The organism is Curtobacterium salicis, assembly GCF_011759505.1.
GTDB lineage: Bacteria > Actinomycetota > Actinomycetes > Actinomycetales > Microbacteriaceae > Curtobacterium > Curtobacterium salicis.
In genome coordinates this window covers 606,877-628,998 of sequence record NZ_JAAOYO010000001.1, presented here as the reverse complement: position 1 = coordinate 628,998, position 22,122 = coordinate 606,877, and the positions used below count along the sequence as shown (strand labels likewise).

The window sequence follows — 22,122 nt, the reverse complement described above, 5'->3', positions numbered from 1 at the left end:
CGGTGGTGCGTGGAGCGTCAGACGCCGAAGTACAGCTCGTACTCGAACGGGTGCGGACGCTGCGCCATCGGGAGGATCTCCTTCTCGCGCTTGTAGTCGATCCAGGTCTGGATCAGGTCCTCGGTGAAGACGTTGCCCTTGAGGAGGAACTCGTGGTCCGCCTCGAGCGCGTCGAGCGCAGCACCGAGCGACGCCGGCACCTGCGGGATGTTCTTCGCCTCCTCCGGGGGGAGCTCGTAGAGGTCCTTGTCGACCGGCTCGTGCGGCTCGATGCGGTTCTGGATGCCGTCGAGCCCCGCCATCAACTGCACCGCGAAGGCCAGGTACGGGTTGCCGGAGGCGTCGGGCGCGCGGAACTCGATGCGCTTGGCCTTCGGGTTCGTGCCGGTGATCGGGATGCGGATCGAGGCCGACCGGTTGCCCGCCGAGTACACGAGGTTGACGGGTGCCTCGAAGCCCGGGATCAGACGGTGGTACGAGTTGATCGTCGGGTTGGTGAAGGCCAGCATCGCCGGGGCGTGCTTGAGCAGGCCACCGATGTACCAGCGGGCCAGGTCGGACAGGCCGCCGTAGCCGTTCTCGTCGTAGAAGAGCGGGGTGCCGTCGGACCACAGCGACTGGTGCGTGTGCATGCCCGAGCCGTTGTCGCCGAAGAGCGGCTTCGGCATGAAGGTCGCGACCTTGCCCCACTGCTCGGCCGTGTTCTTCACGATGTACTTGAACTTCAGGATGTCGTCCGCGGCGTGGACCAGCGTGTCGAACTTGTAGTTGATCTCCTGCTGGCCGCCGGTGCCCACCTCGTGGTGCGCACGCTCGAGCTCGAGGCCCGCGTCGATCAGCTTGAGGGAGATGTCGTCGCGGAGGTCAGCGGTCTTGTCGACCGGCGACACCGGGAAGTAGCCGCCCTTGTACGGCGTCTTGTTGGCGAGGTTGCCGCCCTCTTCCTCGCGGCCGGAGTTCCAGGCGCCCTCTTCCGAGTCGACCGAGAAGAACGACTCGTTCTGCGTGACCGAGTAGCGCACGTCGTCGAAGATGTAGAACTCGGCTTCGGGGGCGAAGAACGCGGTGTCCGCGATGCCGGTCGAGGCGAGGTACTTCTCGGCCTTCTTCGCGACCTGGCGCGGGTCACGGCCGTAGATCTCGCCGTTGCGCGGGTTGTAGATGTCGAACACCATGATCAGCGTGCGCTCCGCACGGAACGGGTCCACGTACGCCGTCGTCACGTCGGGGATGAGCTGCATGTCCGACTCGTGGATCGACGCGAAGCCGCGGATCGAGGAGCCGTCGAAGAGCTGACCGACGGCGAAGAAGTCCTCGTCGACCGTTGATGCGGGGATGTTGAAGTGCTGCTGGACCCCGGGGAGGTCCGTGAACCGGATGTCGAGGAACTTGACGTCCGTGTCCTTGATGAAGGCAAGCACCTCGGAGGAATCGCTGAACATACGAGTCGGTCTCCTGTGGGGTTGGGTGGTGTCGAGGGAACCAGGAGGCACCCTCCGACGAGGCTATTGACATGGAGTTTCCCGGACGTGACTGGGTTGTTTCCAGCGTGTTACGTGCCGGGGAGCGCCTACGCTGGGGACATGGCCCGCTCCACTCTGCCCTCCTCGCCCGCTGCCGGTTCCGGGCGCACCGAGTGGCCGGGCAAGATCCTCGGTCTGCCGGAGTCCGGACCGCGCAGCATGGGCTCCTTCGGGCGCCGGTTCCTGGGCCTCGTCATCGACTGGGCACTCGCGTCACTGCTGTCCCTGGCGTTCGGGACGTACGGCGCGGCGGGCAACTTCGTGACGCTCGGCATCTTCGCGGCGTTGCAGATCGTGTTCATCGCACTGCTGTCCGGGTCCTTCGGCCACGTCTGCGTCGGGCTGCGCGTCGTCCCGGTCCGTGGTGGGTACGTCGGGGTGTGGCGACCGCTCGTCCGCACGCTCCTGCTCTGCATCGTCGTCCCGGTGCTCATCCACGCGAAGGACGGGCGCCCGCTGCACGACGCGGTCGCCGGCACCGTCCTCGTCCGTCGCTGAGGCACGGCGCGCCACAGCACGGACGCAGCACAGCACGGCGCGCCACAGCGCGACGCCGCACAGCACGACGCCCCCGTTCCGCGAGGGACGAGGGCGTCGAGGCGTTCGGCGGAGCGCCAGGGTCAGCGCGGGCGACCGGCACGGACCCGCGTCGGGTCGATGCCCTTCGGGATCGCTGAGGCCGGACCGTGCGTCAGGGAGTCGAGACGGTTCGAGACCGCGAGCACCTCGTTGCGGTTCAACGCCTTCTTGTACTTGTTCATCGCACGCGGGAGCTTGTGGAGGGTGACCTGGTCGGCCGCGTCACCCACGTGCACGACGTGGATCGGGACGTTCGGCACGATGCGCGCGACCTTGCGACGCTCTTCTTCGACCTGGCGGGTGAGGTTCGTGACCTGGCCCTCGGTGATGAGCACGACGCCCGGGGTACCGACGGCACGGTAGACGGCCGCCTGGGACCGGCCGTGGACGGCGACGGGCATCTCGCTCGATCGCCACTGCCGGCGGAGCGAGTTCGTCAGGACCGCGCCGACCGCGCCGGGCTGGCCCTCGATCTGCGAGTACGCGGCGCGCTCGGCCAGACGACCCAGCACGATGAGGAAGAGCAGCACACCGAGGAGCACACCGGCGATGATCCAGAGCGTGATCGCGAGCCAGTTCTGCCCCGGGATGAGCAGCGCCGCGAGGACGCCGACCACGACCGGTCCGAGGAACGCGAGGGCGAACCACCAGACGGAGCTGGGGTCGGCCCGACGGGTCATGGTGAAGACCTGGTACATCTGCTTGAGACGACCGGGCTCCTTCGCCGGGGAGCTTGAGGAACTGCTGCGTGCCATGCCGTCAAGGATACGGCCTGGCACGTCGATCGCGGACCGACCGTCGACAGGCTGTGGGCGAACGGGGTTTCTCCACAGGTCCACCCACCCGGCCGGGAGGCGCGCCCCCGGCCGCCACGATGGTCGCCATGGAACCGTGGGAACAGCTCGACCTCTGCTGGCGCGCGCCGGAGCCGTCGGACGACTTCGCCGAGTGGCTGGCTGACCGGAGCGCCATGTCGCACGACCACCTGGTCGGCATCGCCGAGGTCGGACGCGACGAGACCGGAGCCCTCGTCGCGCGTGCGTCAGCCTCCGCGGGTCTCGGGCTGCCCGCGGCACTCGACCGCATCGGGTCACCGACGCCCGGGGTCGCCGTGACCCTGACGCTCCCGCTGCTCGACCTCGCACTCCTCGCCGATGCCGGGGCCGTCCTGCTCGGCCGGGCCGGTGTGGACGACGTCCTGGTCGACGACGCGGGGGCGGTCGTCCTGGTCGACCGGCCGCCGGGTGTGCCCGGTCGTCCGGATCCCGGTGTGCTCTCCGGTGCCGAGGCACTGGTCCTGGCGGTCCGGGCCGTCTGGGACCGGGTCGACCCGCGCGAGCCGTGCCGCGACGAGGTCGACCGGGCGTGCGCGGCCGCGCGGCACGAGGGCGGAGCGGCACTCCACGCCCTCGCACACGTCGTCCGGGCGGCTGCACCCCCTCGGCCCGTGCGCTGGGACCCGCCGCCCATGACGTTCGCGTTCGCGGTCGGACCGGAACCACGAGGGGACGACGGCTCGGCACGCGGAACGGGGAGGCTGCTCGGTGCCCTCCGTGACCTCGTCCGGTCAGGAGTCCCGATCGGGTCGCACCGCATCAGCGTCCGGCACCTCGTGACCGGGCTCGTCGTCGCGGTCGGCGTCGTCGTGGCCGGCGCGTCCTGGGGTACGGGGTGACCGCCGCCCGCGGGGACGACGACGGCCCCGCCTCCCACAGGGGGAGACGGGGCCGTCGCCGAACTGGTCAGACCAGGGTGTTCAGTAGCCCAGGTTGGGTGCGAAGTTGCCTGCTTCGAGGCGGTTCTTCACGGCCACCAGGTACCGGGACGCGTCGGCGCCGTCGATGATCCGGTGGTCGTAGGAGAGCGCCAGGTAGACGAACGACCGGATCGCGATCGCTTCCTGGCCGTCGACCTTCACGACCGCCGGACGCTTCGTGACGATGCCGGTGCCGAGGATCGCCGACTGCGGCAGGAAGACCACCGGGGTGTCGAACAGCGCGCCGCGCGAACCGGTGTTGGTCAGCGTGAACGTGCCACCGGCGAGTTCGTCGGGCTTGAGCTGGTTGTTGCGCGTGCGCTCCGCCAGGTCCGCGATCGACTTCGAGAACTGGGCGAGGTCGAGCGACGCCGCGTCCTTGATCACCGGGGTGAGCAGGCCACGCTCGGTGTCCACCGCGATGGAGACGTTCTCGGTCTCCGGGTAGACGATCTCGTCGCCGTCCACGGTCGAGTTGATCTTCGGGTGTGCCTTGAGCGCCTCGGACGCCGCCAGGGCGAAGAACGGCATGAAGGAGAGCTTCGAACCGGTCTTCTCGAGGAACTCCGCCTTGTGGGCATCGCGGAACTGGGCGACCTTGGTGACGTCGACCTCGACCACGCTGGTGAGCTGCGCCGTCGAGGTCATCGACTGCACGGCACGCTCGGCGACGACCTTGCGCAGTCGGGTCATCTTCTCGCGGGTCCCGCGGAGCGGCGAGACCTCGGCGACGAACGGGCCCGACTCTGCCGGCGACGACGAGGTCGAGGACGCGGCCGGGGCAGCCGCAGCTGCGGAGGCCGCGGCGAGCACGTCCTCCTTGCGGATGCGTCCGCCGACACCGGTGCCGGTGACGGTGGACAGGTCGACGCCCTGCTCGTTCGCGAGCTTGCGCACGAGGGGGGTGACGTAGCCGGACGCGGCACCGTTCGCGGTGGGGTTCGGGACCTCGGCGGACGGGGTGGAGGACGGTGCTGCCGGAGCGGGAGCGGCGGCCGGAGCCGGTGCTGCCTTGGCGGGCGCCGGGACGGCGGCCGGCGGGGCCGCGGCGGGCGGCGGCACCGGAGCCGCCTGCGGCACCGGCGAGGCTGCCGGCGGCGCGGACGGTGCCTGCGGTGCCGCGGGCTGGGTCTGGCCGGCCGGGGTCGGCTCGGGCTGGGCGGGCTCCGGGGCCTTCGCCTCGGAGTCCTGCTCGGTGCTCGGTGCGGCCTCGGGCTCGGTGTCCTCGGCGACGGCCTCGGTCTGGCTGTCGGTCGACTCGGACCCACCCTGGTCGGACGAGTCACCGCCCCCGGAGCCGTCGCCGATCTTCACGAGAGGGGTACCGACCTCGACGGTCTCGTCCTCCTGGACCAAGATCTCCTCGATGACGCCGGCGACCGGCGACGGGATCTCGGTGTCGACCTTGTCGGTGGAGACCTCGAGCAGCGGCTCGTCGACCTCGATCCGGTCACCGACGTTCTTCAGCCATCGGGTGACCGTACCCTCGGTGACGCTCTCCCCGAGCGCCGGGAGGTTGACGGATTCGCTCATCGGGTGGACTCCTTCTCGCAGGCGTGGTTCTGGGTTGTGGTGTTCGTGGTGCGCACGACGATGCCGCTCACAGCGCGTGGAGCGGCTTGCCCGCGAGGTGCAGGAGCGCTTCGCCGAGCGCTTCGCTCTGCGTGGGGTGCGCGTGGATGAGCGGGGCGACGTCCTCGGGGTGGGCTTCCCAGTTCACGGCGAGCTGCGCTTCGGCGATGAGTTCGCCGACGCGGGCGCCGATCATGCTGATGCCGACGACCGGACCGTCGATCACGCGCACGACCTTGACCGCACCGGACGTGCCGATGATGTGGCTGCGGCCGTTGCCGGCGAGGTTGTACTCGTACGTGTCGACCTTGTCGGCGCCGTACTGCTCTTCGGCCTTCGACTGCGACAGACCGACCGAGGCGACCTCGGGGTCGGAGTAGGTGACCTTCGGGATGTTGGTGTCCGAGATGACGACCGGGTTGAGACCGGCGATCTCCTCGGCGACGAACATGCCCTGCTGGAAGCCGCGGTGGGCGAGCTGCAGGCCGGGGACGATGTCACCGACGGCGTACACGTTCGGCAGGTTGGTGGCGAGGCGCTCGTTCGTCGTGACGAACCCGCGCTCCATCGCGACACCGACCTCTTCGTAGCCGACGTTCTGCGTGAGCGGGCCACGACCGACGGCGACCAGGAGGATGTCGCCGTCGTAGGTCTTGCCGTTCTCGAGCGTCACGACGACGCCGTTCTCGTGCTGCTCGACGCCCTGGAACCGGACACCCAGCGAGAACTCGATGCCACGCTTGCGGAAGGCGCGCTCCAGCTGCTTGGACATGGACTCGTCCTCGGCGGGGATGAGGTGCGGCAGGCCCTCGACGATCGTGACCTCGGCCCCGAACGACTTCCAGACGCTGGCGAACTCGACGCCGATGACGCCGCCACCGAGGATGACGACCTTGTTCGGGACGTAGTCCATGCGCAGGGCGGTCTCGGAGGTGATGACACGGCCACCGATCTCGAGACCGGGCAGCGACTTCGAGTAGGAGCCGGTGGCCAGGACGACGTTGCGACCCGTGACGGTCTGGTCGCCGACCTGCACGGTGTTCTGCGAGGTCAGGCGACCCCAGCCCTCGACGACGGTGATGCCGCGCGCCTTGATGAGGCCCTGGAGGCCCTTGTACTTCGAGTTGATGACGCCCTGCTGGTACTCGATGACCTTAGGCACGTCGACGCCGGCGAACTCGGCGATGACGCCGTACTTCTCCGCGTCGCGGGCACCGTCGGCGATCTCGGCCGAGTGCAGCAGCGCCTTCGTCGGGATGCAGCCGCGGTGCAGGCAGGTCCCTCCGAGCTTGTCGCCCTCGATGAGCGCGACGCTCATCCCGAGCTCGGCGGCCCGGAGCGCTGCGGCGTAGCCGCCGCTGCCGCCACCGAGGACCACGACGTCGTAAGTCTGTTCCGTCACCTGGTGCAACTCCCTCGTGCGTGTCGGGGGCGGCTTCGTGTCTCATGGACGCCGTCCCGGTGGACACCGCGCGGCGGCGTCCGGCGGTCGGACCGTCTGTACCGGTCCCGTCCCGTCAGTTCCGGCGGGGGAGCGCGCGCGGACGCGGCGGCCCCGCCGGAACCAAACCTACTACTTGGACTGCAGGTCTTCTGCGAGTGCGACCAGGGTGCGGACCATCACGCCGGTCGCGCCCTTGCCGAGCCATCCGTATCCCGCGCCGCGGTTCTCGGACGGGCCGGCGATGTCGAGGTGCGCCCACGGGATCGTGGTGCCCTCGGCGGTCTGTCCGACGAAGCGCTCGAGGAACTTCGCGGCGAGCAGCATGCCCCCGGCGGTCTGGCCGACGGTGGCGTTGACCATGTCGGCGACGTCGCTGCCGAGGCGGGCGTCGAGCTCCTCCGGCATCGGCATCGGCCAGATCGGCTCCGCGATCGAGTCGGCCAGCGCACGGACCTGTGCGACGAGGTCGTCACTGCCCATCAGGCCGGTCGTCCGGTCCCCGAGGGCGACCATCTGGGCACCGGTGAGGGTGGCGACGTCGACGATCGCGTCGGGCTGCTCGAGCGACGCGGCGGCCATGCCGTCTCCGAGGACGAGTCGGCCCTCGGCGTCGGTGTTCGTGACCTCGACGGTCTTGCCGTTCTTCAGCGTGAGGACGTCGCCGGGGCGGATGGCGGAGCCGGACGGCATGTTCTCGGCCAGGCACAGCCAGGCGGTGACCTTCGTGTCGAGGCCCAGGCGAGCGGCTGCGACCGTCGCCGCGAGCACCGTGGCCGCACCCGTCATGTCGGTCTTCATGCCGAGCATCGACGCCGCCGGCTTGAGCGAGAGCCCGCCGGAGTCGAACGTGATGCCCTTGCCGACGAGTGCGAGGTGCTTCGACGCACCGGCGGGCTCGTACCGGACGACGACGAGCCGCGGCGGGCGGACCGAGCCCTGGCCGACGCCGGCGATCCCGCCGAAGCCCTGCTCCGCGAGTTCGTTCTCATCGAGGACCTCGACGGTGAGGGGCAGTCCCTCGGCGAGCGACGTGGCGACGTCGGCGACGTCGGCGGGGCCGAGGTCGCCGGCCGCGGTGTTGACGAGGTCGCGGACGAGCGCAGCGGCGTCGGCGACGATCGCCGGGCGGACGGTGGCGTCGGCGCTGACCGAGGCCGGCGCGACGACGGTGACGCGCTGGTCGCCGCGGGTGGGGCCGGTCGTGCCGGCACCCTTGTGGCGGGTGAACGCGTAGGCGCCGAGCGCGGCGCCCTCGAGGGCGGCCGCGACGGCCGCGTCGTCCTCCGTCGGCAGCGCCAGCGCGATGGCGGCGACGTGCGGAAGCTGGCGGACGGCGCTGCCGGCCGCGGCGCGCAGGGCCGCCGGGCCGGTGGCGGTGCCGAGCCCGACGAGGGCGACACCGGCAGCGGCGACGCCGACGGCAGCGCCGCCGGGAATCCGCACGAGCTGGTCCTTGGCGCCGGTCGCGCCGACGGCGGCGAGGTCCAGGTCGGCGAGGCCGTCGACGGGGCCGGCGGCGGACGGTGCGAGCGTGGCCGGAGCGCCGTCGGCGCCGGGGCGGACGCCCACGACGAGGACGTCGGCTTCGACGGCGGAGGGGGAGGACGAGGTGGTGGAGAGCGTCGGTCGGACCATGTGTCCAGCCTACTGACGGCGGACTGACGGGCCGTGGACGGGCCTCCCGTCGGGCCGTCGGACGGGAGGCCCGTCACCTGTTCGCTGTCGGCGTCGCGACCCGACGCCGGTCGCGTCGGCGGCCCCGCCTAGCATTGGCTCGATGAACCACCCCGAGGACCTCTACACGCTCGACGACGCCGCCCCGACGGTGCCTGCCGGGCTGCACCTCGTCGCTGCCCTGACGGGTTTCGCGGACGCGGGCTCGGCGGTGGCGCAGATCACGGCGTCGATCACCGGCTCGCTCGAGACGCAGCTCGTGGCCGAGTTCGACCCCGACGTGCTGCTGGACTGGCGTGCCCGTCGTCCGGTCATCACGTTCGAGCACGACCACATCACGGCCGTCGAACCGCCCCGGCTGACGCTGCACCTGGTGCGCGACGAGCTCGGGCAGCCGTTCCTCTTCCTCTCCGGCTACGAGCCCGACTTCCAGTGGAACCGGTTCGTGCAGGCGGTGACCGACCTGGCCGAGGACCTGCAGGTCGTCGACACGACGTGGGTCCAGGCGATCCCGATGCCGGTCCCGCACACCCGGGCGATCGGCGTCACCGTCTCCGGCACCAGAGCGGACCTCGTCGAGTCGATGAGCGTGTGGAAGCCCGAGACCCAGGCACCGGCGAACGTCCTGCACCTGGTCGAGCACCGCCTCGCCGGGCTCGGACAGCAGGTCACCGGTCTGGTGCTGCTCGTCCCGCACTACCTGTCGGACACCGAGTTCCCGGACGCCGCGGTCGCCGCGCTCTCCGGCATCTCGGCTGCCACCGGCCTGATCTTCCCGACCGACGCCATGCGCGAGGAAGGTCGCGAGTTCCTGGCACGCGTCGACGAGCAGGTCGCCGGCAACGCCGAACTGCAGCGTCTGGTCGGCACGCTCGAACAGCGGCACGACACGTACATGGAGGGCAACCCGGTCGCCTCGCCGCTGACCGGGGCGGACGGGCAGGTCCCGACCGCGGACTCGATCGCCGCGGAGCTCGAGCGGTTCCTGGCGGACCGTCGGAGCGCGGCAGAGGACGACTGAGCCGAGGTCCCGCCGCCCGCACGGGCACCCGTCCGCTGCTCGCTAGCCTGGTCGGGTGAACTCCCGCCGTGCCTTCGTCGTCTGGGGCGTCGCCGTCCTGGCCTACGTGCTGGCGGTCATGCAGCGGTCGTCCCTGGGGGTCTCCGGGGTCGACGCGCAGGACCGCTTCGCCGTCTCCGCCGCCGTCCTCTCCACGCTCGCGGTCGTGCAGATCGCGGTCTACGCGGGGTTGCAGATCCCGGTGGGCATCGCCCTGGACCGCGTCGGACCGCGACGTCTGGTGCTGCTCGGGGCCCTGCTGCTGACGCTCGGCCAGGCCGTCGTCGCGCTGTCACCGACCATCGGGCCGGCGATCGTGGGCCGGGTGCTGGTCGGGGCCGGGGACGCGATGACGTTCATCTCGGTGATGCGCCTGCTGCCGATGTGGTTCAGCGGCTCGCTGCTGCCGCAGATCTCGCAGTGGACGGGCAACCTCGGGCAGGTCGGGCAGATCGTCTCGGCGTTCCCGTTCGCCCTGCTCCTGCACACCGTCGGGTGGGACGCGGCGTTCGGGGTCGCGGCGATCGCCAGCGCGGTGGGACTGGTCCTGGCGGTGGTGTTCGTCCGAGCCGGCCCGGTCGCCGTCCGCACCGACACGATCCCCCTCCCGCACTCGTGGGGTGCCGCGTTCCACACGTTCGGGCACGCGCTCCGGCGACCCGGCACACAGCTCGGGTTCTGGTCGCACTACGTGACGCAGTCCTCCGGCACGGTGTTCAGCCTGCTCTGGGGCGTCCCGATGCTCCGCGGGCTGGGGTACTCGGCGACCGAGGCCGCGACCTTCCTCAGCGTGATCGTCCTCGTCGGGTTCGTGGCCGGCCCGGTCCTCGGCCTGCTCTGCGCCCGGTTCCCGATGCGTCGGTCGAACCTGGTCCTCGGGATCGTCACCGCGCTCGGCGTCGTGTGGACGGCCGTGCTGCTCTGGCCGGACCAGCCGCCGACCTGGCTGCTCGTCCTGCTGGTCGTCGCGATGGGCGTCGGCGGACCGGGGTCGCTCATCGGGTTCGACTTCGCGCGCTCCTTCAACCCGGTCGGTTCGCTCGGATCAGCGAACGGCGTGGTCAACGTCGGCGGGTTCCTCGCGGCCTTCGTGATGATGTTCGCGATCGGGTCGCTGCTCGACGTCCTGGCGGCGGCATCCGGCACCGACACGTTCGCCTGGCAGAACTTCCGCGTCGCGATGACCGTGCAGTACGTGGTGATCGGGTTCGGCGTCGTGATGCTGCTCCTGGCCCGCCGACGGACACGCGCACGGCTGCACGCGGAGGACGGAATACGGGTGGGTCCGCTGTGGGTTGCACTGGTTGCACGCTTGCGGAAACGACGCGTGCAATAATGACCACGGACCCTTTCGGGTTCCCGCCGTTCAGCGTCGGGGACTTGACATGGGTCCTAGTGCTGCCCGGAACGGTAGGACCAGTCGACGTGGGGGACCGCGGCGGTGGCCTGGGCGGCGAGGGAAGGCCACGACCCCAGGAACGTGGCACGACGAGGAAGGTGATCGCATGGCTGCCCGGAGCACGACGGTCGATCCCACGAAGGACACCACGCCCGACGGCGTCGTGGCGGAAGACGCCACGGACGCGACGGAGGGCACGGCTGCGCCGAAGAAGCGCGCCACCAGGACCACCACCGCCGCCAAGAAGGCCGCCCCCAAGAAGGCGGCACCGAAGAAGGCGAGTGGCAAGAAGGCCGCCGCGTCGGAGGACGACGAGGACAGCGCCGAGGACGAGACGCCGGTCGAGGTGGCCGAGGACGCCACCGACACGACCGACGACGCGACCGAGGACTCGGACGACGACTCGGCGGCGAAGCCGGCGACGGAAGCCGCCGCGGTCGCCGCCGGTGCGCTCGTCATCTCGCAGACCGACGACGACGAAGCGCCGGTCTACTCGACGACCATCACGGGCGCCACGGCGGACCCGGTGAAGGACTACCTCAAGCAGATCGGCAAGGTCGCGCTGCTCAACGCCGAGCAGGAGGTCGAGCTCGCGATGCGCATCGAGGCCGGCCTGTTCGCCGAGGACAAGCTGCAGCACTCGACCGGGCTGTCGAAGCCGGCCGAGCGTGAGCTGCGCTGGGTGGCCCGTGACGGTCAGCGTGCGAAGTCGCACCTGCTCGGTGCGAACCTCCGCCTGGTCGTCTCACTCGCCAAGCGCTACACGGGTCGCGGGATGCAGTTCCTCGACCTCATCCAGGAGGGCAACCTGGGCCTGATCCGTGCGGTCGAGAAGTTCGACTACACGAAGGGCTTCAAGTTCTCCACCTACGCGACGTGGTGGATCCGTCAGGCCATCACCCGTGCGATGGCCGACCAGGCGCGCACCATCCGCATCCCGGTGCACATGGTCGAGGTCATCAACAAGCTGGCCCGTGTCCAGCGGCAGATGCTGCAGGACCTCGGTCGCGAACCCACGCCGGAAGAGCTCGCCCGCGAGCTCGACATGACGCCCGAGAAGGTCGTCGAGGTGCAGAAGTACGGTCGCGAGCCGATCTCCCTGCACACCCCGCTGGGTGAAGACGGCGACTCCGAGTTCGGTGACCTCATCGAGGACACCGAGGCGGTCGTCCCGGCTGACGCCGTGGGCTTCACGATGCTGCAGAAGCAGCTCGAGAGCCTGCTCGACTCCCTGTCCGAGCGAGAGGCCGGCGTGATCCGGATGCGCTTCGGCCTGGGCGACGGCCAGCCGAAGACCCTCGACCAGATCGGCGACACGTTCGGCGTCACGCGCGAGCGCATCCGCCAGATCGAGTCGAAGACGATGGCGAAGCTCCGCCACCCGTCCCGGTCGCAGTCGCTCCGCGACTACCTCGAGTAGGCCGACCGGTGCGCTTCGTGGTCCCGATCCTGGTCGGGCGGATCCTCCGTGCCCTCGCGCGTGCGCGGGGCGGCGGGTCCGCCTACCCGGGCTACATCGTCCTCAAGCTCGTGCCGGACTTCCTGCAGCACGTGACACGCCAGTTCCCGAACGGCGTCGTCTTCGTGCTGGGGTCAAACGGCAAGTCGACGACGACCCACATGATCTCGGAGATCGTGCGGGCGCACGGCCTGCGGGTCTTCACGAACCCGTCCGGGGCGAACCTGCCGCAGGGCATCGCCTCGGCGCTCCTGTCCGAGGTCTCGCTGGGCGGCAAGCTCAAGGCGGACATCGGGATCCTCGAGGTCGACGAGGCCTTCGCGGTGGAGCTCGCCGGCATCCTGTCGCCGTCCACGGTGACGATGCTCAACGTGCAGGTCGACCAGCTCTACCGGTTCTTCGAGACCGAGCGCGTCGCGACGATGATGCTCGACACGGCCGCCCTGTCGACCGCGAACGTCATCACGAACCACGACGACCAGTTCCTCGACGCCTACTCGGCGGTGGACGGCCAGCGGGTCCTGCGGTTCGGGGCGAGCACGGACGTGGTCGCGGCCGCGCCGAACGGTCTGCAGAACGCCGACGACTTCGTCGCCGGCACCGACCGGGCGCAGACGACCGCCGACGCCGAGATCGTGGCCTTCACCGGTGACGGCGCCACCATCGCCTTCGCCGGCTCCGAGATCCCGGTCCGCCTGCCGGCCCGCGGCCTGCACTACGCGGTCGACGCCGCCGCTGCGGCAGCGACGGCCAGTGCAGCACTCGGCGACCAGTTCCGACCGGCCGCCGTCACGCGGGCGTTCGAGCGGATGAAGCCGGCGTACGGGCGTGGCGAGCGTCTGCCGATCGCGGGGGAGTCCGCCGAGTTCACGATGTTCAAGAACGCCGCGAGCCTGCAGCTCAACCTGGACGCCCTGCCGGCGCACCCGGAGCAGGTCCTCATGGCGATCGACGAGGGCACCCCGGACATCTCGTGGATCTACGACATCGACTTCTCGAATCTCGACCACGTCGACGTCGTCTCGGGCGACAAGGCCTGGCAGATCGCGATCGCCCTCGAGCACGCCGGTGTCCGCATCGGTCGTGTCGAGCCGGACGTCGAGTCGGCGATCCGGCACATGCAGGGACTCGGATCCACGACCACGGGCACGAAGAACTTCATCGTCAACTACGAGATCATGATGATCGCCCGGAAGGCCCTCGGCCACCCGGACATGGAGAAGACCGCATGACGGCCGATCGCCTGACCATCCTGCACGTGTACCCGCGGCAGATGGGCGTCTCGGGGGACCGCGGCAACGTCGCCGCCCTCGTACGCCGTGCTGCGGCTGCCGACATCGCCACCGAGGTGCTCGAGTACGCCCCGGGCGGGGAACTGCCCGCTGCGGCTGACGTCGTCGTGGTCGGGAACGGTCCGCTCAGCGCCATGCGTTCACTCGGTGCCGACGTCGGACGGATCGGCGCGGTCCTCCGCGACTTCGCTGCCGCCGGTGTGCCGGTCGTCGCGGTCGGCGGCGGGTTCGACCTCGCCACCAACCAGGTCGTCCCCACGGACGGTGCGCCGATCGACGGCTTCGGCGTGTTCGACGCCCGTGCGGTCCGCGGTGCCGAGCGTCGGGTGAACTACTTCGTCCTCGAGTCGCGGTACCCGCTGCTGCCGGGCGCATCGACGCGGCTCGCCGGCTTCGAGGACCACGCCGCCCGCATCGAGCTCGCCGAGGGTGTGACGCCGTTCGCGGACGTCGTCTCCGGTGGCGGCAACCAGGCCGGGGCGCCGGTCGAGGGTGCGATCGCGGGCAACTCGTTCGGCACGCACACCCAGGGGCCGATCCTGCCGCTCAACCCGCAGCTCACCGACGCCGTCCTCGCGGTTGCCACCACGCGACTCGGCCGTGGCTACACGCCGGACGCGGAGCGCACGGCGACGATCGACCGGTACGCCAGCGAAGCCCGGGCGACGATCGACCGCTACGTCGACAAGGCGTTCAAGCGCATCGCCTGACAGCCGCCACCCTGGCCCCGGTCGACGCGGCCGGACGCGCTGGAACACCGGAGGCCCGGTGCCGGTTCTCAGAACCGGCACCGGGCCTCCGGTGTGTTGCGGGTGTGTCGCTTACTTGGACTCGCGGAGTCGCGACGACTCGTCGTGCCACTCGAGTGCGGTGGCGGCCAGCTTGTCCTTGAACTCGGCGCCGTGGTGGGCGCAGAACAGGAGTTCACCACTGGCCATGGTGGCGCGGATGTAGGCCTGCGCACCGCAGCTGTCGCAGCGGTCGGCCGCGGTGAGCTGGTGGTTGTTGCTGAGTTCGTCGACGGGGAGGTCCTGCACGGTCTGGGTCATTGCTGTGCTCCTCACGGATCGCAGTACGGTGCGGTGAATGCACCCATTCCAACACGTCCTGGCTGGATGCCCCGCATCCTGAGGCCCCTCGTTCGCTCTGCGCGCAAGGGTTGTCCCCAGGCCGAGGCACACCGGCCGTGCGCCCCGGCAGTGTCGGTGTCGGTGGGTACCCTCGGTAGGTGAGCTCCGACTACTCCGCACGGCATCTCTCCGTCCTCGAAGGACTCGAGGCGGTCCGGAAGCGTCCCGGTATGTACATCGGCTCGACGGACTCCCGCGGCCTCATGCACTGCCTGTGGGAGGTCATCGACAACTCCGTCGACGAAGCCCTCGCCGGACACGGCGACGAGATCGGTGTGACTCTGCACGCGGACGGATCGGTCGAGGTCTCGGACGTCGCACGCGGCATCCCCGTCGACGTCGAGCCGAAGACCGGGTTGACCGGGGTGGAGGTCGTCTTCACCAAGCTGCACGCCGGCGGCAAGTTCGGCTCGGGGTCCTACGCGGCCTCCGGCGGGCTGCACGGCGTGGGTGCCTCGGTCGTGAACGCCCTGTCGGAGCGCCTCGACGTCGAGGTCGACCGTGGCGGCAAGACCTACGCCATGTCCTTCCACCGCGGCGAGCCCGGCATCTTCGACGACGCGCAGGGCATCGGTCCGGACGCACCGTTCGCGCCGTTCACCTCGGGCAGCGAGCTCCGCGTCATCGGCAAGGTGAAGAAGGGCGTCACCGGCACCCGGGTCCGGTACTGGGCGGACCGGCAGATCTTCACGAAGGACGCCGCCTTCAGCACGGGCGACCTGGTGAACCGGGCGCGGCAGACGGCCTTCCTGGTCCCCGGACTCGGGCTGACCATCACCGACACGCGTCCCGCGTCGATCCGGGCCGCGGCGGAGCGCGCTGCGCTGGCCACGCCGGCACCCACCGTGTCGGACGCGGTGACGGACGGCGACGAGCCGACCGCCCACCTCGAGCAGGGCCCCGTCATCGAGCGCTTTCGGTACGAGGGCGGCATCGGCGAGTTCGTCGAGCACCTGGCCGTCGACGGCGCGAAGACCGACGTCTGGCGGATCCAGGGCTCCGGCACCTTCAAGGAGACGGTGCCGATGCTCGACGACAAGGGCCACATGGTCTCGACCGAGGTCGAGCGCACGTGCGAGGTCGACGTGGCCCTGCGCTGGGGTGACGGCTACGAGACGATGTTCCGCAGCTTCGTCAACATCATCGCCACGCCGAAGGGCGGGACGCACCAGGCGGGCTTCGAAGCCGGACTGGTCAAGGCGGTCCGCACCCAGGTCGAGGCGAACGCCCGGAAGCTCAAGGTCGGCCAGGACAAGCTCGAGAAGGACGACGTGCTCGCCGGCCTCACCGCGGTGCTCACCGTCCGGCTGCCGGAGCCGCAGTTCGAGGGCCAGACGAAGGAGATCCTCGGGACGCCCGCGGTCCGACGCATCGTCGACTCGGTCGTGTCGAAGCGGATGACCGAGATCCTCACCTCGACCCAGCGGACCGAGAAGGCGCAGGCGGCCGGGCTCCTCGAGAAGGTCGTCGCCGAGATGAAGACCCGGATCTCGGCCCGGGCGCACAAGGAGACGCAGCGTCGCAAGAACGCGCTCGAGAACTCCTCGCTGCCGACGAAGCTCGCAGACTGCCGGTCGAACGACGTCGAGGGCACCGAGCTCTTCATCGTCGAAGGCGACTCCGCCCTGGGCACCGCGAAGCTCGCCCGCAACAGCGAGTACCAGGCACTCCTGCCGATCCGCGGCAAGATCCTCAACGTCCAGAAGGCGTCCGTGTCGGACATGCTGTCCAACGTCGAGTGCGCGTCGATCATCCAGGTGATCGGGGCCGGCTCCGGTCGGACGTTCGAGCTCGACCAGGCCCGGTACGGCAAGGTCATCATCATGTCGGACGCCGACGTCGACGGCGCCCACATCCGGACGCTGCTGCTGACGCTGTTCTTCCGCTACATGCGACCGATGATCGAGCAGGGCCGGGTGTTCGCCGCGGTCCCGCCGCTGCACCGTGTCGTCGTCGTCAACCGTGGCAAGCCGAACGACACGCTGTACACCTACTCCGAGCAGGAGCTCACGACGCTGCTCAAGAAGCTCGAACGGTCGAACAAGAAGTACCTCGAGCCGATCCAGCGCTACAAGGGGCTGGGGGAGATGGACGCCGACCAGCTCGCCGAGACGACGATGGACCGCGCGCACCGCACCCTGCGCCGCGTCCAGGTGCCGGACGCCGAGTCGGCCGCCAAGGTGTTCGAGCTGCTCATGGGCAACGACGTCGCGCCGCGCAAGGAGTTCATCCTGGCGGGCGAGGGTCTGGACCGCGAGCGCATCGACGCCTGAGTCGTCGGGCGACTGACGGGAGGCGCGGTGCGGGCCCGCACCGCGCCTCCCGTCCGTCACGTCTGGCGCGAGGACGCCGGCGCGACGACACCGGCGCGGGCGTCAGGCCTCGCCGCGTGTCCCGTCGACCGCGGCGGCGCTGCCACCGATGGTGACGACCTCGGCGTCGAGCGGGCTGCCCGAGCCGTCGCGCTTCGACAACCAGTCCGGCAGCGTGCGTGCCGCACCGTCCGAGCCGACCGCGTACGGGGGAGCGACGCCCGCCCACGCGACCGTGAGCCCGTCCTCACCCTTGAGGAACGCGTGCGCCCGGACACCCTGGGTACCGCGGCCCTTCGCCGGGAACTCGGTGATCGCGGAGACCTTCGCCCGGCCTGCGTCGGTACCCGGCAGCGCGCTCGAGGTCGTGGAGACGGTGGCGACGACGGTGTCCTCGGTGACGGCGACGGAGCCGAACCAGATCACGCTGGCACCGCCGGCCAGCGACACGCCCGCGACACCCCCGGCTGGGAGCCCCTGCGGTCGGACGGCCGCCGCGGGGAAGCGGAGCAGCTGGGCGTTCGAGGTGACGAACACCAGGTCGTCGGACTCGGGCGCCTGGGTGGCACCGACGACCTGGTCGCCGGGCTTCAGGCCGATGGCGGGGAAGTCGGGCTTGTCGGGCCAGGCCGCCGGGACGACCCGCTTCACGACGCCCTGTGCGGTGCCGATGGCGACGGAGTCGGTCACGGACGCATCGAGCGACACGAGGGCGACGACCGTCTCGTTCTTCGGGACACCGAGGTACTCGGTGACGCGGACCCCGGCGTCGAGACGGACCGAGGCGGGTGGGACGGCGGGGACGTCGACGGGCGAGAACCGCACGACACGTCCGGTCGAGGTGAGCGCCCCGACCTGTCCGCGCACGGTGCTGACCACGGTGGAGCGGACGGCGTCGTGCTTCGAGCGCTTCGGCACGTGCACGATGCCGGACTCCGCCGCCGGGATGTCGACCCGGACCAGGCGCCCGGTGGTGGAGAGCAGCACGCGGCAGGGTGCGTCCGCGACCTGCAGCGACTCCGGGTCGACGGTGGCCTTCCGGCCGCCGCGCACCGGAGCGTCCGCCTCGGTGAGCAGGGTGCGACGGGGCGTGGCGAACTTCTCGGACACCTCGGTGAGCTCCGTGGCGACCTGGGTGCGGAGTCGTTCGTCGGATGCCAGCAGTTCCTCGAGTGCGGCGATGTCGGCGAGCAGCTGGTCGCGTTCACCCTCGAGCTCCATGCGCGAGAACTTCGTCAGTCGGCGGAGCCGGAGTTCGAGGATGTACTCGGCCTGCACCTCGGACAGGTCGAACACGTCACGCAGTCGGTTCCGTGCGGCCTCGGAGTCGTCCGAGGTGCGGATGACCTGGATGACCTCGTCGATGTCGAGGATCGCGATGAGCAGCCCCTCGACCAGGTGCAGGCGCTCACGGCGTCGGGCCAGTCGGTACTCGGAGCGGCGGGTGACGACCGAGAGCCGGTGCTGCACGTAGACGTCGAGCAGGTCGCGGAGCCCCAGCGTGCGCGGGGAGCCGTCGACGAGGGCGACGTTGTTGATGCCGAAGTTCTCCTCGAGCGGCGTGTGCTTGTACAGCTGCTCGAGGACGGCCGTCGGGTTGAAGCCGGACTTGATGCCGATCACGAGCCGGAGGCCGTGGTTGCGGTCCGTCAGGTCGTTGACGTCCGAGATGCCGACGAGCTTCTTCGCCTGCACGCCGTCCTTGATCTTCTCGATGACGCGCTCCGGGCCGACCAGGTAGGGCAGCTCGGTGACGACGAGCCCGGTCTTCCGCGGGCTGAGGTTCTCGACCGACACCTTCGCGCGGGTCCGGAATGTGCCGCGGCCGGTGGCGTAGGCGTCGCGGACCCCGGAGAGCCCGACGATGGTGCCACCCGAGGGCAGGTCCGGGCCGGGGACGAACTCCATCAGCTCGTCGAGGGTGGCGTGCGGGTGCATGAGCAGGTGCTTCGCCGCCTCGACGACCTCGCCGAGGTTGTGCGGCGCCATGTTCGTCGCCATGCCGACCGCGATGCCCGACGCGCCGTTGACGAGCAGGTTCGGGAAGGCCGCCGGCAGCACGCTCGGCTGCATGATCTGGTTGTCGTAGTTCGGGACGAAGTCGACGACGTCCTCGCCCAGCCCCTCGGTCATCGCCATCGACGGCTCGGCCAGGCGGGCCTCGGTGTACCGAGCAGCCGCAGGGCCGTCGTCGAGGGAGCCGAAGTTGCCGTGGCCGTCGATGAGCGGCACACGCATCGTGAACGGCTGCGCGAGCCGGACGAGCGCGTCGTAGATCGCGCCGTCGCCGTGCGGGTGCAGCTTGCCCATCACCTCACCGGTGACACGGGCGCTCTTCACGTGGCCGCGGTCCGGCCGCAGACCCATCTCCGCCATCTGGTAGAGGATGCGGCGCTGGACCGGCTTCAGGCCGTCGCGGGCGTCGGGCAGGGCGCGGGAGTAGATGACCGAGTACGCGTACTCCAGGAAGGAGCCCTGCATCTCCTCCGAGACGTCGACGTCCTCGATGCGCTCACCGTCGGGCAGCCCGACGACGTCCGTGCGTGCCATGACACCTCTCTGCCGACCCAGCTCGATCTGGAAGACTCTGGGGGTGGGAACAAGCGTACCGACGGCCCCCGACGCCGCCGTGAACCTCGCCGACGTGCTGCCGAGTTGCCTGGTCGCGCTGGGCGCCGCCGACGACGCCTGGTTGCGGGACACCGGCCGGGAGGCACGGATCACCCTCCGTCCCGCCCGTTCCGCGATCGTCGTGCTGGTCGACGGCCTCGGGGCGAACGCCCTCGCGGCGCGTGCCGGCCACGCCCGGTTCCTCACGGCGACGAAGAAGCGCCTGCGCAGCGGGTTCCCGACCACCACCGCCGCGGCGCTGACGACCCTGGCGACCGGCCGGCAGCCCGGCGCGCACGGCGTGGTGGGCTACAGCGGCTGGAACCCGCACGAGTCGCGGGTGATGAACCTGCTGAGCGGGTGGGACGACGAGGTCCCCGCCGGGTGGCTGCGCTCCGAGACGGTGTTCACCGCGGCGTCGGCGCTCGGCGTCGACCCGGTCGTCGTCGCTCCGAGCCGCTACCGCTCCTCGGGCATGACGGCGAACGTCCTCGGCGGTGCGCGGTTCGTCGCCGGTGACTCGATCCCCGCCCGCATCGACGCCGCGCTCGACGCCACCGCCAGCGGGCAGCAGCTCGTGTACCTCTACATCCCCGAGCTCGACTCGATCGGGCACAAGCACGGCTGGCAGTCCGACCGGTGGACGACGGCGCTCGAGCTCGTCGATGGTGAGCTCTCCCGCCTGGCTGCCCGGGTCGCTCCCGACGTCGGTGTGCTCGTGACGGCGGACCACGGTGTGCTCGACGTGCCGCCGGACAGCAACGTGGCGATGGACCCGGCGCTCCTGGCGGACGTCGTCGGTGTGGCCGGGGACCCGCGCTGCCGGCAGCTGACGGTCGCGCCGGGCACGGACGTGCCGGCGCTCGTCGAGGCGTTCCGGACGTCGCTGGGCAAGCGTGCGGTGGTCGCCAGCCGGGCCGAGGCCGTGGCCGCCGGGTGGTTCGGGCCCGTCGACGACGGAGTCCTGCCGCGGATCGGCGACGTGTTGCTCGTCGCGAAGGGGTCGTGGGCGTTCAACGACGACCGCGAGGTCCCGGACGGCACCGAGCCGGGCCGGATGATCGGCCAGCACGGGGCCATGAGCGACGACGAGTTGCTCGTCCCGCTGCGCCTCGCCGGGGCGTTCGCCCAGTAGCCCGAGGAGGACCCGCGCGGGAGCCCGAGACGGAACCGCGCGGGAGCCCGAGACGGACCGGAGGCCCGCCCCACGGACGCGGGACGGGCCTCCTGTCAGGACGGTCGGGTCAGACGGTGTCGTCGTCCGGGCGGGTGCCGAAGACGATCTCGTCCCAGCTGGGCATCGCACGACGCGTCCGCTTGCGGCGGTCGGAGCGGCCGTCGGCGTCCGGGACGGCGGTGGGGCGTGCCTCCGGCTGCGGAGCGGTGTCCGAGTCGTCGACCGGCGACACGGGCAGGTCGACGACACCGACGGAGGTGCCGCGCGGGGCGTCCTGCTGGTCGGGGAAGGACGCGGCCTCGCGCTCACCACGGCGGCGACGGAGCGCCTCGAGCAGGTCGGCGGTCTCGTTGCCGGGCGCACGTTCCTCGACGTACGAGGTGCCGATGCGGGGCAGCGGCGGGCGCAGGGAGGTGCGCTCGACGGCCTCGGGGGCAGCGGGTTCCGGAGCGGCGGCGGGCTCCTCGACGTGGAAGGCGCCGGAGTCGAAGCGGGTGCCGTCCTCGTCCTGGCGCTCGTACTCGACGGCCCGGAGGCGCGGGGCGATGCCCTCGTCCTCGGTGTGCGAGAGGCGGTGCGCGTCCCCGTTGTCCGGGACGAGCGTCGCGGTCTTCGGGTCGAAGCGCCACTGGGCGTCGTGCTCGACCTCGGCGGCGGTGTAGCGGACCTGCACCTGCCAGCCGTTCTCGACGTGCTTCCAGCTCGACCAGGAGACGTCGGTGGCGTCACCGGACTCCAGGCGGGCGGTGATGGCGGCGCCGAAGGTGTCCGGGGACGCGTCGTCGACCGGCGTGACGCCGACCCGGCGAGCCGCGTCGAGGACGAACGCGCGCTCCGCGAGCACCGGCCCCTCGAAGCGGCGGACGTAGTCGACCTCCACCCCGAGCGCGGCGGCCACGTCGGCGGCGTCGGAGCCGCTCCGGATGCGCGCCTGCACGTCCTTCGGGGACACGCGCTTCTGCGGTCCGGACTCGGGGTTCGCCTGCCGGACCTGGCCCGGGAGCGACGCGGTGACGGGCAGCCGGAACTCGGTCCCGCCGTCGGTCGCCAGGAGGAGTGACCCGGATTCGACTCCGATGACTCTCACGTCTTGCATGGTTCCGCCCTCCGCTGCCTGCGTACGGTCGTGCGTCGT

General features: G+C 70.8%; 17 protein-coding genes. 9 read left to right on the top strand and 8 right to left on the bottom strand.

Going from position 1 to position 22,122, the window contains the following annotated elements; genetic code table 11:
• Window positions 1-17: 17 nt before the first annotated feature.
• Entirely contained in the window at window positions 18-1,442 is a 1,425-nt protein-coding gene (gene glnA, locus E9228_RS02995) for a type I glutamate--ammonia ligase (RefSeq protein WP_166779091.1), read from the bottom strand.
• 141 nt (window positions 1,443-1,583) lie between these two features.
• Here glnA and E9228_RS02990 point away from each other — a divergent pair, with 141 nt between their 5' ends.
• On the top strand, window positions 1,584-2,021 hold the full coding sequence (locus E9228_RS02990) for an RDD family protein (RefSeq protein WP_166779090.1): 438 nt from the start codon (window positions 1,584-1,586) through the stop codon (window positions 2,019-2,021).
• A gap of 122 nt (window positions 2,022-2,143) precedes the next feature.
• On the opposite strand, the gene E9228_RS02985 is transcribed toward E9228_RS02990, so the two are convergent.
• A complete protein-coding gene (locus E9228_RS02985; protein ID WP_166779089.1) occupies window positions 2,144-2,857 on the bottom strand; it encodes a DUF4191 domain-containing protein in 714 nt (237 codons plus the stop codon).
• 128 nt (window positions 2,858-2,985) lie between these two features.
• Between E9228_RS02985 and E9228_RS02980 the strand changes: the two genes are divergently transcribed.
• A complete protein-coding gene (locus E9228_RS02980; RefSeq protein ID WP_166779088.1) occupies window positions 2,986-3,777 on the top strand; it encodes a hypothetical protein in 792 nt (263 codons plus the stop codon).
• A gap of 81 nt (window positions 3,778-3,858) precedes the next feature.
• On the opposite strand, the gene sucB is transcribed toward E9228_RS02980, so the two are convergent.
• The 3 genes from sucB to E9228_RS02965 all read right to left on the bottom strand — a co-directional run bounded on the left by sucB (window position 3,859) and on the right by E9228_RS02965 (window position 8,509).
• Window positions 3,859-5,391 carry a 2-oxoglutarate dehydrogenase, E2 component, dihydrolipoamide succinyltransferase gene (gene sucB, locus E9228_RS02975; RefSeq protein ID WP_166779087.1) on the bottom strand — a complete coding sequence of 511 codons (1,533 nt, stop codon included), beginning with the start codon at window positions 5,389-5,391 and terminating at the stop codon, window positions 3,859-3,861.
• Between the two features lie 67 nt (window positions 5,392-5,458).
• Window positions 5,459-6,832, bottom strand: coding sequence for a dihydrolipoyl dehydrogenase (gene lpdA, locus E9228_RS02970; RefSeq protein ID WP_166779086.1), 1,374 nt, complete (start codon window positions 6,830-6,832; stop codon window positions 5,459-5,461).
• Window positions 6,833-7,003: 171 nt separating this feature from the next.
• On the bottom strand, window positions 7,004-8,509 hold the full coding sequence (locus E9228_RS02965) for a leucyl aminopeptidase (protein WP_166779085.1): 1,506 nt from the start codon (window positions 8,507-8,509) through the stop codon (window positions 7,004-7,006).
• Between the two features lie 142 nt (window positions 8,510-8,651).
• Here E9228_RS02965 and E9228_RS02960 point away from each other — a divergent pair, with 142 nt between their 5' ends.
• From E9228_RS02960 to E9228_RS02940, 5 genes are all read left to right on the top strand, one after another.
• Window positions 8,652-9,569, top strand: a complete 918-nt coding sequence (locus E9228_RS02960; protein WP_166779084.1) for a proteasome assembly chaperone family protein — start codon at window positions 8,652-8,654, stop codon at window positions 9,567-9,569.
• Window positions 9,570-9,624: 55 nt separating this feature from the next.
• Window positions 9,625-10,944 (top strand): MFS transporter, encoded by a 1,320-nt coding sequence (locus E9228_RS02955; RefSeq protein WP_166779083.1) that lies wholly within the window; start codon window positions 9,625-9,627, stop codon window positions 10,942-10,944.
• 169 nt (window positions 10,945-11,113) lie between these two features.
• Window positions 11,114-12,427, top strand: a complete 1,314-nt coding sequence (locus tag E9228_RS02950; RefSeq protein WP_166779082.1) for an RNA polymerase sigma factor — start codon at window positions 11,114-11,116, stop codon at window positions 12,425-12,427.
• An 8-nt stretch (window positions 12,428-12,435) separates the two neighbouring features.
• Window positions 12,436-13,698, top strand: a complete 1,263-nt coding sequence (locus tag E9228_RS02945; protein ID WP_166779081.1) for a MurT ligase domain-containing protein — start codon at window positions 12,436-12,438, stop codon at window positions 13,696-13,698.
• Window positions 13,695-14,468, top strand: coding sequence for a hypothetical protein (locus E9228_RS02940; protein WP_166779080.1), 774 nt, complete (start codon window positions 13,695-13,697; stop codon window positions 14,466-14,468). The genes E9228_RS02945 and E9228_RS02940 overlap by 4 nt, the downstream gene beginning before the upstream one ends.
• 111 nt (window positions 14,469-14,579) lie before the next feature.
• Here the strand turns inward: E9228_RS02940 and E9228_RS02935 are convergent, their stop codons facing one another.
• Window positions 14,580-14,807 carry a DUF7455 domain-containing protein gene (locus E9228_RS02935; RefSeq protein WP_166779079.1) on the bottom strand — a complete coding sequence of 76 codons (228 nt, stop codon included), beginning with the start codon at window positions 14,805-14,807 and terminating at the stop codon, window positions 14,580-14,582.
• A 179-nt stretch (window positions 14,808-14,986) separates the two neighbouring features.
• Here E9228_RS02935 and E9228_RS02930 point away from each other — a divergent pair, with 179 nt between their 5' ends.
• Window positions 14,987-17,161, top strand: coding sequence for a DNA gyrase subunit B (locus tag E9228_RS02930; RefSeq protein ID WP_166779078.1), 2,175 nt, complete (start codon window positions 14,987-14,989; stop codon window positions 17,159-17,161).
• A gap of 102 nt (window positions 17,162-17,263) precedes the next feature.
• Here E9228_RS02930 and E9228_RS02925 read toward each other — a convergent pair whose 3' ends face one another.
• Complete coding sequence (locus E9228_RS02925) at window positions 17,264-19,750, bottom strand: DNA gyrase/topoisomerase IV subunit A (protein WP_166779077.1); 2,487 nt, start codon at window positions 19,748-19,750, stop codon at window positions 17,264-17,266.
• Between the two features lie 43 nt (window positions 19,751-19,793).
• On the opposite strand from E9228_RS02925, the gene E9228_RS02920 reads away from it, so the two are divergent.
• Window positions 19,794-20,945, top strand: coding sequence for an alkaline phosphatase family protein (locus tag E9228_RS02920; RefSeq protein ID WP_166779076.1), 1,152 nt, complete (start codon window positions 19,794-19,796; stop codon window positions 20,943-20,945).
• Window positions 20,946-21,054: 109 nt separating this feature from the next.
• Here the strand turns inward: E9228_RS02920 and sepH are convergent, their stop codons facing one another.
• Window positions 21,055-22,074, bottom strand: a complete 1,020-nt coding sequence (sepH, locus tag E9228_RS02915) for a septation protein SepH (protein WP_166779075.1) — start codon at window positions 22,072-22,074, stop codon at window positions 21,055-21,057.
• Window positions 22,075-22,122: the final 48 nt, after the last annotated feature.